The organism is Bartonella massiliensis, assembly GCF_902150025.1.
GTDB lineage: Bacteria > Pseudomonadota > Alphaproteobacteria > Rhizobiales > Rhizobiaceae > Bartonella > Bartonella massiliensis.
Map to the genome: position 1 here is coordinate 35,183 of NZ_CABFVS010000020.1, position 13,780 is coordinate 48,962.

Annotated in this window: 9 protein-coding genes; 8 read left to right on the plus strand and 1 reads right to left on the minus strand. The window is 38.4% G+C overall.

Annotation, left to right across the window (positions count from 1 at the left end):
• The first annotated feature begins 68 nt into the window (after positions 1-68).
• The 8 genes from FNZ60_RS05205 (at position 69) to lpdA (ending at position 11,208) form a co-directional block, all read left to right on the plus strand.
• Positions 69-608, plus strand: coding sequence for an AprI/Inh family metalloprotease inhibitor (locus FNZ60_RS05205; protein WP_142416614.1), 540 nt, complete (start codon positions 69-71; stop codon positions 606-608).
• Between the two features lie 98 nt (positions 609-706).
• Positions 707-1,906 (plus strand): cell division protein ZapE, encoded by a 1,200-nt coding sequence (zapE, locus tag FNZ60_RS05210; RefSeq protein WP_142416615.1) that lies wholly within the window; start codon positions 707-709, stop codon positions 1,904-1,906.
• 287 nt (positions 1,907-2,193) lie between these two features.
• Complete coding sequence (gene mdh, locus FNZ60_RS05215; protein ID WP_142416616.1) at positions 2,194-3,156, plus strand: malate dehydrogenase; 963 nt, start codon at positions 2,194-2,196, stop codon at positions 3,154-3,156.
• Between the two features lie 91 nt (positions 3,157-3,247).
• Positions 3,248-4,444 (plus strand): ADP-forming succinate--CoA ligase subunit beta, encoded by a 1,197-nt coding sequence (gene sucC / locus FNZ60_RS05220; RefSeq protein ID WP_142416617.1) that lies wholly within the window; start codon positions 3,248-3,250, stop codon positions 4,442-4,444.
• 3 nt (positions 4,445-4,447) lie between these two features.
• Complete coding sequence (sucD, locus tag FNZ60_RS05225) at positions 4,448-5,350, plus strand: succinate--CoA ligase subunit alpha (RefSeq protein WP_142416618.1); 903 nt, start codon at positions 4,448-4,450, stop codon at positions 5,348-5,350.
• Positions 5,351-5,514: 164 nt separating this feature from the next.
• Positions 5,515-8,514 carry a 2-oxoglutarate dehydrogenase E1 component gene (locus FNZ60_RS05230; protein ID WP_142416619.1) on the plus strand — a complete coding sequence of 1,000 codons (3,000 nt, stop codon included), beginning with the start codon at positions 5,515-5,517 and terminating at the stop codon, positions 8,512-8,514.
• A gap of 32 nt (positions 8,515-8,546) precedes the next feature.
• Positions 8,547-9,770: a 2-oxoglutarate dehydrogenase complex dihydrolipoyllysine-residue succinyltransferase gene (gene odhB / locus FNZ60_RS05235; RefSeq protein ID WP_142416620.1), complete on the plus strand. Its 1,224-nt coding sequence runs from the start codon at positions 8,547-8,549 to the stop codon at positions 9,768-9,770.
• A gap of 31 nt (positions 9,771-9,801) precedes the next feature.
• Positions 9,802-11,208: a dihydrolipoyl dehydrogenase gene (gene lpdA, locus FNZ60_RS05240; protein ID WP_142416621.1), complete on the plus strand. Its 1,407-nt coding sequence runs from the start codon at positions 9,802-9,804 to the stop codon at positions 11,206-11,208.
• 1,284 nt (positions 11,209-12,492) lie between these two features.
• On the opposite strand, the gene FNZ60_RS05245 is transcribed toward lpdA, so the two are convergent.
• On the minus strand, positions 12,493-13,731 hold the full coding sequence (locus FNZ60_RS05245) for a saccharopine dehydrogenase family protein (RefSeq protein WP_142416622.1): 1,239 nt from the start codon (positions 13,729-13,731) through the stop codon (positions 12,493-12,495).
• Positions 13,732-13,780 lie beyond the last annotated feature (49 nt).

Consider the following 13,780-nt stretch of genomic DNA (forward strand, 5'->3'; position numbering starts at 1 on the left):
TCATTATAACAAATATTCACTTAATTTTTTTGTGAGCTTATTTATTGTCGTGGGAGAGAGGACAGATTATGTCATTTTCAAAAATTTCGTTTTTCTTTGCAATATCAACTGTAATACTTTTAGGCGGATGTTCAACAACGCGGTTTGACAATAATGATAATAGCAATGCATTAGAAGTTTTTTATCCATCTCAACAAATGACAACATTGGAAGTGTCTGACCCCTCGTCTGCTTCTTCATCTATGTCTGAAGCTGCTTCAATGTATGAAAAAGGGGATTCTCAGAGTGACGGACGAATGGCTAGTCTTGAATTGCCAAGTAATGCTACTGATTTATTTCCTGCAAGTATTGCTGGGGTGTGGAATCTTTCTATAGGGGGCAAGGTTTGCCGAATTGCAACACCACAAACGAAATTTGGACAGGGATATCGTGCTGGTCCTTTACACTGCCCAGGAATTGCTTCGCAAGTGAGATCGTGGGCTGTTAAAGGAAAAAGATTATATTTTTATAATAATTCTGGACGTGTTATCATTGCCCTTTATTCTTCAAACGTTGATCGTTTTGAGGGACGTACACTTGATGATTATTCTGTTGTTTTAAGCCGTTAGATTGCCTTTGACCGTTTATGAAAAAATAAGCTATATGGGCAGGTTCGTGAAAAGAATTTGTATTTTTCATTGAAAACGGTTTGAAAAAGGTTGTTTGAATGGTTCTCATTTCAACGCGCTATAAAGAGCTGGTCTCTAAAGGGGAGGTTCGTTTTGATCCAGCTCAATTGGCTGTAACAGAGCATTTTGATCATTTATTAAAAAAAATTGCGGAACAAAATGTTTCTCATCCTTGGTCTTGGATATTTGAGTCTTTTTTTAAAAGAATATTTAAAAAAAAGGGACAAAATTTTGCTCGTGTTGCAAAACATGGGGATAAAAATGGTTCGTTTCAGGGATTATATATTTATGGTGAAGTAGGACGGGGCAAAACCATGCTGATGGATTTGTTCTTTTCTTGTTTGCCGAAGGGACACAAAAAGCGTGCTCATTTTAATGACTTTATGGCGGATGTGCATGAGCGTATTAATTTTTATCGTCAAGCATCTGGGTATGCAAAATCTAAACAAAATAATCCTATTTTAGCTGTTGCTGAAGATCTTGCACGAGAAGCAAAGGTGCTTTGTTTTGATGAATTTAGTGTTACAGATATTGCTGATGCTATGGTTTTGGGGCGGCTTATTTCTGCTTTGTTTGATAAAGGAATTTTCTTTATTGCGACTTCAAATGTGGCGCCGGATAACCTTTATTATAATGGTTTAAATCGTGAACTCTTTTTGCCTTTTATTCAAGTTTTGAAAGCATATGTTCGTGTTATTAATCTTGATGCAAAAACAGATTATCGTCTTGAAAAATCAAATCTACAGCCCGTGTATGTAACACCATTAGGGAAAAAAGCCGATGAATGCATGGATCAAGCATGGGCATTTGTGTTGCAAGGACATAAGGAAATATCTGATGAGCTTTCTATAAAAGGGCGTCTTATTCTTATTCCGCGTTTTGCTGCGGGTTGTGCACGCTTTGATTATCAAGACTTATGTGCAAAGCCTTTGGCCGCAGCCGAATATTTGTTATTAGGAGAGCGTTATCATACAATTTTTATCGATAATGTGCCGATCATGGATGATACATGTCGTAATGAAACAAAACGGTTTATTTTGCTTATTGATATTCTTTATGAGCGCCATATTCGGTTATTTATGTCGGCAGAAGCAGGGGTGGAGGATTTGTATAAAGGATATGCTCAGACTGCGGAAACATTTGAATTTCAAAGAACACAGTCACGTCTTTTTGAAATGCAAAGCCACGATTATTTGAAATTTTGGGAAGAACATTTTCTGTTGAAGAAGAAGCATTGATTATACTTTTACCTTTATGTAAACTGTAAAAACAAGAGCTCTTTGAAATTAAAGAAATGTAATAATTCTGTTGTATTTTTTTTAAATTCACTTTATCGATACATCATGATAATTTTCTAAGTGTTGTTTCTGCGGAAGGCTGTTGTTTCTGTAAGGAGAGAAATTTGTAAATTTCATTTCTTTACTCCTTTTTATGATACTGTTTGAATATGGTTACAGTAAAAAATATTCAGTATACGGACGCTGATGAGTATGCACTGAATTTCTAAAAGTTAGGAAAAAATAAAATGGCACGAAAAAAAATAGCTCTCATTGGTTCAGGTATGATTGGTGGTACTTTAGCACATATTATTGGGCTTAAAGAACTTGGAGATGTGGTTTTATTCGATATTGCAGAAGGTATGCCACAGGGCAAAGCTCTTGATATTGCTGCATCTTCTCCCGTTGATGGTTTTGATGTCACTTTAAAAGGTGCAAACGCTTATGAAGCAATTGAAGGATCTGATGTTGTTATTGTGACAGCAGGGGTTGCACGAAAACCTGGTATGAGCCGTGATGATCTTTTGGGTATTAATTTAAAAGTTATGGAACAGGTTGGTGCTGGGATTAAAAAATATGCACCTTCGGCTTTTGTTATTTGTATTACAAATCCTCTTGATGCAATGGTATGGGCATTGCAGAAATTTTCAGGTCTTCCTGTCCATAAAGTGGTTGGTATGGCTGGTATTCTGGATTCAGCGCGTTTTCGTTATTTTTTATCTGAAGAATTTAAAGTTTCTGTTAAAGATGTTACAGCGTTTGTTTTGGGTGGGCATGGTGATTCAATGGTGCCTTTGGTGCGTTATTCAACAGTTGGTGGTATCTCTTTGCCTGATCTTGTTAAAATGGGTTGGACAACACAGGAGAGAATCGATCAAATTATCCAACGTACTCGTGATGGTGGTGCAGAAGTTATTGGTTTGTTAAAAACAGGTTCTGCTTATTATGCACCAGCAGCTTCCGCTGTTTCTATGGCTGAAGCCTACTTAAAGGACACTAAGCGTGTTGTGCCTGTTGCGGCCTATCTTTCTGGAGAATATGGGGTTAATGATACCTATGTTGGTGTTCCTGTTGTACTTGGTGCAGGTGGTGTTGAAAAGGTCATTGAAATTTATCTTGATAAAGAGGAAAGAGATGCTTTTGAGCATTCAGTGAATGCGGTTAAGAAGCTTTGTGATGATTGTATTGCTCTTGTGCCTAATCTTAAATAAATTAAGACAGATTTTGTTCATTAAAATAGAGTATTAAAGTAATAGAGTTTCAAGATTAATAAAATAATCCATAAAAGAAAAGGACAAATGCATGAATATCCATGAGTATCAGGCCAAAAGGCTGCTTCATGAATATGGAGCCCCCATTGCAAATGGTGTTGCTGTTTATTCTGTGGAGCAAGCTGAAAAATGGGCACAAAAATTGCCTGGACCTCTCTATGTGGTTAAAAGTCAGATACACGCAGGTGGTCGTGGTAAGGGGAAGTTTAAAGAACTTGGTTCTGATGCAAAGGGTGGTGTTCGACTTGCACAATCTGTTGAAGAAGTTGTTGCAAATGTTCAAGAAATGCTTGGGAAAACTTTGGTAACCAAACAAACTGGTCCAGAGGGTAAACAAGTCAATCGTCTTTATATTGAAGATGGTGCCGATATTGAGCGCGAACTTTATCTTTCACTTTTAGTTGATCGTAGCGTGGGACGGATTGCTTTTGTTGTTTCAACAGAAGGTGGAATGGATATTGAAACGGTTGCTGAAGAAACACCAGAAAAAATCTTCACGTTGCCTATTGATGGCGTAGAGGGTGTTACTTCTGCTGATTGTGCAAGACTTTGTGATGCGTTGGAATTGCGCGATAGTGCACGGGAAGATGGTGAAAAGCTTTTTCCAATTCTCTATAAGGCATTTTGTGAAAAAGATATGAGCCTTTTAGAAATCAATCCGCTTATTGTGATGAAAGATGGTCACTTGCGCGTCCTTGATGCAAAAGTTTCTTTTGATAATAATGCCTTGTTTCGTCATCCAGATATTTTAGAATTGCGCGATCTTTCAGAAGAAGATCCAAAAGAAATTGAAGCCTCAAAGCATGATCTTGCTTATGTTGCTCTTGAGGGTACAATTGGTTGTATGGTCAATGGTGCGGGTCTTGCTATGGCAACTATGGATATCATTAAACTTTATGGAGCTGAGCCAGCAAACTTTTTGGATGTTGGTGGTGGAGCATCAAAAGAAAAGGTGACAGCTGCTTTTAAAATTATTACGGCTGATCCAAATGTTAAGGGCATTTTGGTTAACATTTTTGGTGGTATTATGCGTTGTGATGTCATTGCTGAAGGTGTTGTTGCTGCTGTGCGTGAGGTTGGTTTAAAGGTTCCCTTGGTTGTTCGTCTTGAAGGTACGAATGTTGAGCAAGGTAAAGCAATTATCAATGACAGTGGTTTGAATGTTATTCCCGCTGATGATTTAGATGATGCTGCTCAAAAAATTGTTGCAGCCGTGAAGGGAGCTTAAGCGATGTCGATTCTTGTGAATAAAGAGACAAAAGTTCTGGTTCAAGGACTTACAGGAAAAACAGGAACATTTCATACAGAACAAGCGCTTGCTTATCATGGTACGCAAATGGTTGGTGGTGTTAATCCTAAAAAGGGTGGTGAGACATGGAAGGGATCACAAGGTGAAACTCTTCCTATCTTTGCGAGTGTTGCAGAAGCAAAAGAAAAAACAGGTGCGGATGCTTCTGTTATTTATGTTCCTCCTGCAGGGGCTGCGGCAGCTATTATAGAAGCTATTGAAGCTGAAGTTCGTTTAATTATCTGTATTACGGAAGGTCTTCCCGTTATGGATATGGTTAAAGTAAAAGCGCGATTAGAAAACTCGAAATCTCGTCTTATTGGTCCTAATTGTCCTGGTATTCTCACACCAAATGAATGTAAAATTGGTATTATGCCTGGTTCTATTTTTAGAAAAGGTTCTGTTGGGGTTGTCTCACGGTCGGGAACTTTAACATATGAAGCCGTTTTTCAAACGAGTCAGGAAGGCTTGGGACAAACAACCGCTATAGGGATTGGTGGTGATCCTGTTAAGGGAACTGAATTTATTGATGTGTTGGAAATGTTTTTAGCGGATGATGAAACTCAGTCTATTGTTATGATTGGTGAAATTGGTGGTTCTGCTGAAGAAGAAGCAGCACAGTTTTTGCAAGATGAAGCAAGAAAAGGTCGTAAAAAGCCGGTTGTTGGCTTTATTGCTGGTCGGACGGCCCCTCCAGGACGTACAATGGGACATGCTGGTGCTGTTATTTCTGGTGGTAAAGGTGGAGCGGAAGATAAAATTGCAGCAATGGAATCTGCAGGGATTCGGGTGTCTCCTTCACCATCGCAGATCGGTAAGACTTTGATGTCAGTTTTGAAAGGCTAAAAGAAAATTTCACCTGAATTAAGAAAATGTTCTTAATTCAGGTGAGAAGACTTGAATATAAAAAGGTTAAACTTTTTTGAATGTTCGACCTCTCATCTGCTTTGTAAGTATTTAAAGGTCGAAAAGAGATATAAGGAGACGGAATAGATGTTCCGGAGAGGTATATGGCAAGGCAGGACGAGATAAATAGTCTTTTTGCACAGACGTCATTTCTTTATGGTGGGAATGCGGATTATATAGATCAGCTTTATGCTCAGTATGAAAAAGATCCTATCAGTGTTGATTCGCAGTGGCGTGCTTTTTTTGAGGGTCTTCATGATAATAAAGAAGATGTTTTCAAAAATGCTGAAGGAGCAACATGGCAACGTGATCATTGGCCATTAAAGGCGGATGGTGAGTTGGTTTCTGCTCTTGATGGTGATTGGTCTTCTCTTGAAAAATATTTTGGTGATAAATTAAAGGAAAAAGCAGAAACAGGGGCGGCACAAAAGGGAAAGGCTTCTAGTGAACAAGATATTATTCGCGCAACGCGTGATTCTGTTCATGCCATTATGATGATTCGGGCGTTTCGAGAACGGGGGCATCTTCGTGCAAAGCTTGATCCTCTTCAGTTGGCTGAAAAACTGGAAGATTATAAGGAACTTTCTCCAGAAGCTTATGGTTTTACTCCTGCCGATTATGAGCGCCCTATCTTTATCGATAATGTTTTAGGGTTAGAATATGCAACTATTCCGCAAATGCTTGAGATTCTCAATCGTACCTATTGTTCAACAATTGGTGTGGAATATATGCATGTTTCTGATCCTGCCCAGAAAGCATGGCTTCAAGAGCGCATTGAAGGCCGAGATAAAGAGAGTGATTTTTCGCAACAAGACAAGAAAGCTATCCTAAATAAGCTTATTGAAGCAGAAGGATTTGAACAGTTTTTAGACACTAAATATAAAGGTACAAAGCGTTTTGGACTTGATGGTGGTGAAGCGCTGATTCCTGCTCTTGAACAGATTATTAAATGTGGTAGTGCTTTAGGGGTGCAGGAAGTTATTTTAGGAATGGCCCATCGTGGCCGTTTAAATGTTCTGTCACAAGTTTTAGCTAAGCCGCATAGAGCTATCTTTCATGAGTTCAAAGGGGGATCTTATAAGCCAGATGATGTAGAGGGATCGGGTGATGTTAAGTATCATTTAGGAACGACTGCGGATCTGGATTTTGGTGGAAATAAAGTTCATTTATCACTTTTGGCTAATCCCTCTCATCTTGAGATTGTTGATCCGGTTGTTATGGGAAAAGCACGTGCTAAACAAGATCAACTTGTGGGACCTACGCATACTGATTCACTTCCATTAAGTGAGCGTTCAAAGGTGTTGCCATTGCTTATTCATGGTGATGCTGCTTTTTCAGGACAGGGCGTTATCCAGGAGACTTTTGGTCTTTCAGGTCTTAAGGGTTATCGTGTTGCAGGCTCACTTCATGTTATTATCAATAATCAGATTGGTTTTACAACAGCGCCACGTTTTTCACGTTCTTCACCTTATCCTTCTGATGTTGCAAAAATGATTGATGCCCCCATTTTCCATGTGAATGGTGATGATCCTGAGGCTGTTGTTTTTGTTGCTAAAATAGCAATGGAGTTTCGTCAAATTTTCCATAAACCGGTGGTTATTGATATGTTTTGTTATCGCCGTTATGGGCATAATGAAGGTGATGAGCCTTCCTTTACCCAGCCGCTTATGTATAAGGCAATTCGTAATCATAAAACAACTCTTCAACTTTATGGTGACCAATTGATGGCGGAAGGGGTGGTTACTTCAGAGGAGATTGAACAACAGAAAAAGCTCTGGCGTGATAAGCTTGAGGCTGAACTTGAAGCAAGTTCTTCTTATAAGCCTAATAAGGCTGATTGGCTTGATGGAAGCTGGACGGGACTCAAAGCTTTTAGTAATACTGATGAGCAAAATTCTAAAACAACGGGTGTTGAATTAAAAACTTTAAAAGAAATTGGTCAGAAACTTGTTGAGGTTCCAGAAAATTTTCATGTTCATAAAACTATCCAACGTTTTTTAAACAATCGTGCTAAAATTTTTGAAACCGGTGAGGGGGTTGACTGGGCAACCGCAGAAGCTTTAGCTTTTGGTTCACTTTGTTTGGAGGGGGCTCCGGTTCGTCTTTCCGGTGAGGATGTTGAACGGGGAACTTTTTCGCAACGTCATTCAGTTCTTTATGATCAAGAAAATGAAGCACGTTATATTCCTTTGAATCATTTGCAAAAGGGCCAAGCGCTTTATGAAGTTGTTAATTCTATGCTTTCTGAAGAAGCTGTTCTTGGTTTTGAATATGGATATTCTCTTGCTGAACCACGAAGCTTAACACTTTGGGAAGCACAATTTGGTGACTTTTCTAATGGCGCACAGGTTATTTTTGATCAATTTATTTCATCGGCAGAATGTAAGTGGCTTCGTATGTCTGGTCTTGTCTGTTTATTGCCTCATGGTTTTGAAGGGCAAGGACCGGAGCATTCTTCTGCACGTTTAGAACGGTTTCTTCAACTTTGTGCGGAAGATAATATGCAGGTTGCTAATTGTACAACCCCTGCAAATTATTTTCATATTTTGCGTCGACAAATTAAGCGTGATTTCCGTAAACCATTGATTTTGATGACACCGAAATCACTTTTGCGTCATAAGAGAGCTGTTTCTCTTCTCAGTGAGATGGGACCAGAAACAAATTTCTGTCGTGTGTTGCTTGATGATGCAGAATATCTTAAAGATTCTGCTATTAAATTGCAGAAAGATAATAAAATTCGTCGTGTCGTCCTTTGTACGGGCAAGGTTTATTATGACCTTTATGAAGAACGTGAAAAAAAGGGTATTGATGACGTTTATCTTCTTCGTGTTGAGCAACTTTATCCTTTTCCTGCAAAAGTTTTGGTAAATGTGTTGTCGCGCTTTTTGCAGGCAGAAATTTTTTGGTGCCAAGAGGAACCAAAAAATATGGGGGCTTGGTCATTTATTGAGCCTTATTTGGAATGGGTTTTGACGCATATTAATGCGCAATATTCACGTGTTCGTTATGCAGGACGTCTTGCAAGTGCTGCACCGGCCTCTGGGTTAATGGTGAAACACCTTGAACAACTGGCTGCGTTTCTTAAAGACGCGTTAGGTTCTTAATTTATTACTACTCTGATGTATGGAAAAATATTATGACTACTGAAATCCGTGTTCCTACTTTGGGCGAATCAGTTACTGAAGCAACGGTTGGTAAATGGTTTAAAAAACTTGGTGAAGCTGTCGCTATGGATGAGCCTTTGGTTGAATTAGAAACTGATAAGGTAACTGTTGAAGTTCCTTCTCCTGTTGCGGGAAAATTATCTGAAATTGTTGCAAAAGAAGGCGATACGGTCGAAGTGAACGCTCTTTTAGGAGCGGTGGAAGCTGGCCAAGCCGGTGTTTCCCAATCATTTTCACCTTCCGCGACACCAGTTCCAACAGCTTCATCTGAATCGGAAAAGCCTACTTCAAGCAGTACTATGCCCCCTTCACCTTCAGCAGCAAAATTGATGGCTGAAAATAATTTTGACAAAAGCGATATTTCAGGTTCTGGAAAACGTGGACAAATCCTTAAAGAAGATGTTCTTGGGGGATTAGAAAAAAGGACAAATGCCCCGACACCTTCTGCTTCAGCTTCTACTTCTGCGACAAGTTCTTCGGCAACTCCTGTTCCAGAAACACGTGAAGAGCGGGTTCGCATGACGAAATTGCGTCAAACAATTGCTCGTCGTCTTAAAGATGCGCAAAATGTAGCGGCAATGTTAACCACATTTAATGAGGTTGATATGTCAGCAGTGATGGATTTGCGCAAGCGTTATAAGGATATTTTTGAAAAGAAACACGGTGTTAAACTTGGTTTTATGGGATTTTTTACCAAGGCTGTTTGTCATGCATTAAAAGAACTTCCTGCTGTTAATGCCGAAATTGATGGAACGGATATTGTTTATAAAAATTATGTCAATGTTGGGATCGCTGTTGGAACGGATAAGGGGCTTGTTGTTCCAGTGGTGCGTGATGCAGATCAAATGTCTTTGGCAGAAATTGAAAAAGAGATTGGCCGTTTGGGACGTCTTGCACGTGATGGAAAGTTAGCTGTTTCTGATATGCAAGGTGGAACTTTTACCATTACTAATGGTGGTGTGTATGGATCGTTGATGTCAACACCGATTTTGAATGCACCACAATCTGGTATTTTGGGAATGCATGCGATTAAAGAGCGAGCAATGGTTGTTGAGGGCCAAGTTGTGATCCGACCTATGATGTATTTAGCACTTTCTTATGATCACCGTATTGTGGATGGGCAAGAAGCTGTGACTTTCCTTGTGCGTGTTAAGGAAAGCCTAGAAGATCCGGAACGCCTTGTTCTTGATTTGTAAAATACAGTTTTCAGGATGAAAGGAGAAATGGATGTCTTATGATGTGGCTGTGATCGGAGCGGGTCCAGGTGGTTATGTAGCAGCAATAAAGGCGGCACAACTAGGACTTAAAGTAGCGATTATTGAAAAGCGTACAACATTAGGAGGAACATGCCTTAATGTTGGTTGTATACCGTCTAAAGCGTTGTTGCATGCTTCAGAAGTGTTTGCTGAAACTCAGCATGGTTTTGAAACGCTGGGGATTTCTATTGGCAAATCTAAGCTTAATCTTGAACAAATGATGGTTCATAAAAAAGCTGTGGTGACAGCCAATACAAGTGGTGTTTCTTTTTTGATGAAAAAAAATAAAGTTGATACTTTTTTTGGAACAGCCAAAATTTTAAGCGCGGGGCATGTGGAAGTTGTTGCTAGAGATGGTAACAAGCAAACAATTGAAACAAAAAATATTATTATTGCTACGGGGTCAGAGAGTTCAGGCATTCCAGGAGTGGATGTTAAAATTGATGAAAAGACGATTGTTTCTTCGACGGGAGCCCTTGCACTTGAAAAAGTACCAGCACGTATGATTGTGGTTGGTGCTGGTGTTATTGGTTCAGAACTTGGATCGGTCTGGAGTCGTTTAGGGGCTAAAGTTATCATTATTGAATATCTTAATAAAGTTTTGGGCGCAATGGATGTCGAGATTTCACGGCAATTTCAAAAGTTAATGGAAAAACAGGGGATTGAATATAAAACGGGTGCAAAGGTAACAGCTATTACGCAGTCTGGCTCAACGGCTCAGGTAAGCTTTGAAACGGTTAAAGGTGGTGAATCTGAAACTTTAGAGGCTGATGTTGTGCTTATTGCGACTGGACGCTCTCCGTATACGGAGGGACTTGGCTTGAGAGAAGCTGGTGTTCAGTTGGATGAACGTGGGTTTATCGCAATTGATGCGCATTGGCAGACAAATGTTCCAGGAATTTATGCGATTGGTGATGTCGTAAAAGGGCCAATGTTAGCGCATAAAGCAGAAGAAGAAGGCGTTGCTGTGGCAGAAATTTTGGCAGGTCAAAGGGGACATGTTAATTTTGATGTTATTCCTAGTGTTGTTTATACACAGCCAGAAATTGCGAGTGTAGGAAAGACAGAAGAAGAACTAAAAACTGCTGGTATTGAATATAATGTTGGCAAATTTCCTTTTATGGCCAATGGTCGTGCGCGCGCGATGCAAAAGAGTGATGGATTTGTTAAAATTCTTGCTGATAAAAAAACAGATCGGGTTTTAGGGGGGCATATTCTTGGATTTGGTGCCGGTGAAATGATCCATGAAATTGCCGTTTTAATGGAATTTGGTGGTTCATCAGAGGATCTAGGCCGTTGTTGTCATGCGCATCCTACCTTATCAGAAGCAGTCCGTGAAGCAGCGTTAGCAACATTTGCTAAACCGCTCCATATTTAAAAAGCTTTTAAAAAGTATATTTTACTTTTAAAAAGTATATTTTAAAAGACATAGAGGAGCAGTAAATATTTGTGAAGTATGCAGCATATTTTAGCAGGAATACAATCAATCGTATGAGGTTTTTACTTAATTTGTTGTGTGCTTATTCAATAATGGATTGTTTTTAGATTTCAGTTGTGCCGTTTTGTTGATTATCTTGTTTTGCACACTCGTTTAGAGCAGTGATATTTCGTCTATGTAAATTTTTACATATGAGAGGTATCTCTTATAGTGTGTTAAAATATTCAGGATAGGTTTTTCAGCTTATTTGCGTGCTTTGTTTTTGCAAAATAATCTCTCAAAAAAACAAGTCTATTTCGTGATAGCGTTTGTAAACGGTATAACTGTAAAGTTCTTCGTGAAGTATATAAAAACCATTATACAGAATCATCTTTATGCTTAATGAAAGGTATAAGTTGACATCATAAGGGGTATATTTACGAGCTTTCAATGTTATTAGAATTTTCAGCTATTTGAGAGCGTTTATAAGAGGTATTTTTTCTTGTTGTTCCTTTTATTTATACGGAATCCTTCTACTCGCGACAAAGAAATGCTTTTGATTAATATCAATCTAAGCGGATTTGAAATAAGCGAATCCTAAAGTATGAGGGACTCTCATTCAATGTGCAAAACAATAAATTATATTTACAATTTCTTGTATATTCAGAGCAAAGTTTGCTTATAGAATTTGCTGAAGCGGAAAGTCTAAGCAAAAATATTTGGTCAAAAGTTGGATTATTTACAGACTGTTTTTGTAAAAATGATATTTTATTGATTTTAAATCAATAGGTTATATGTGACGTGAGATACATGGAGTGTGAAGGAAAGAGGTATTTTTTCAAAGAAACCGGGTTGTTTAATGATTAGCGTTGGTTAAAGATTTTTGTTTTTGAAGATCAAGAGGGTGTCAGATATTTTATATTTTAGAAAATACCGCTCTTTTTTAAAAAGCGGTATTTATATCTTTTATTTATGACACTCTTTTGTATGACAATGATAGATCATACAACGATTAGATCACTTCTTTTAACTCTTTTGTTCTTTTTGATCATTGCTTACTCTGTCTTAAAGAAGATCTGAATCTTCTTTAAGGGGGTTAAGAAATCTCAATGTTGCCAAAATATAACGAATAGCTAAAATTTTTGAAAAAACATAATTCTATTTTATAAGAATATTCAGTTTTTTTCATTTGGCAGTTTTGTGATAACTTAGAAAGTCAAGCTTATGCTCCTTATAGGGATCAATTTAGAACTGTAATTTTATATCTTCTTGTTGTTCTCTTATATAGGTGGAAAGTCCCATATGATCGAGATATTTGAGGAAAGGCTGGGGAGGGAGTTCTTCTACATTGACCATTGTCTTAACATCCCATTGGTCTGTGGCAATAAGAAGGGCTGCTGCTGCTGCTGGTACACCAGCTGTATAAGAAATGCCTTGTGCTCCAGTTTCATGAAAAGCTTGTTTGTGATCGGCTATGTTATAGATAAAAATCTCTTTTGGTTTTCCATCTTTTTCACCTTTAATAAGATCTCCAATACAGGTTTTTCCTGTGTATTCTGGAGCGAGAGAGGAAGGATCAGGTAAGACAGCTTTGACAACTTTTAAAGGGACGACTTCTTGTTCTTCTGCTGTTTTAATGGGCTGTTCGGATAAGAGACCAAGATTTTTCAAAACGGTAAAAACAGTAATATAACGTTCACTAAATCCCATCCAGAAGCGAACATTTTGAACATCAAGATTTTTGGAGAGTGAATGAATTTCATCATGTCCTGTCATGTAAGCTTTTTGTTTTCCAACAACAGGAAGATCCCATTCGTGGCTTACTTCAAACATTTTATTGGAAGTCCATTTTTTATTTTGCCATGACCATACCTGCCCTGTAAATTCACGGAAATTAATTTCTGGATCAAAATTCGTGGCAAACCAACGCCCATGACTTCCGGCATTAATATCAATAATATCAATATCGGTAATTTTATCAAAATGACATTTATGGGCGAGTGCTGCATAGGCATTCACTACACCTGGATCAAAACCAGCACCCAGAATAGCCGTGATACCAGCTTTTTCACATTCTTGACGCCGAGGCCATTCATAATTGCCATACCAAGGTGGTGTTTCACAAATTTTAAGAGGGTCTTCGTGAATAGCCGTATCGATATAAGCGCATTTGGTTTCGATACAAGCTGAAAGAACAGACATATTAAGAAAGGCAGAACCAACATTAATGACAATTTCGCATTTGGTCTTTTGGATGAGCTTTACAGTTTCTTCTACATTCATGGCGTTGAGCGAATGGCTTTTGAGAACACCTTGTTCTTTCATAGAATTTTTTTCTTTAATAGAAGCAATAATGGCTTCACATTTTTTAAGTGTTCGTGAAGCAATATGAATTTCACCAAGAATATCGTTGTTTTGAGCACATTTGTGTGCAACAACTTGTGCAACACCTCCAGCACCAATAATGAGAACGTTTTTTTTCATTGTAGGTTCATCTCCTTTTTAATACTGTTATACGACGTTTTTTAAAGGT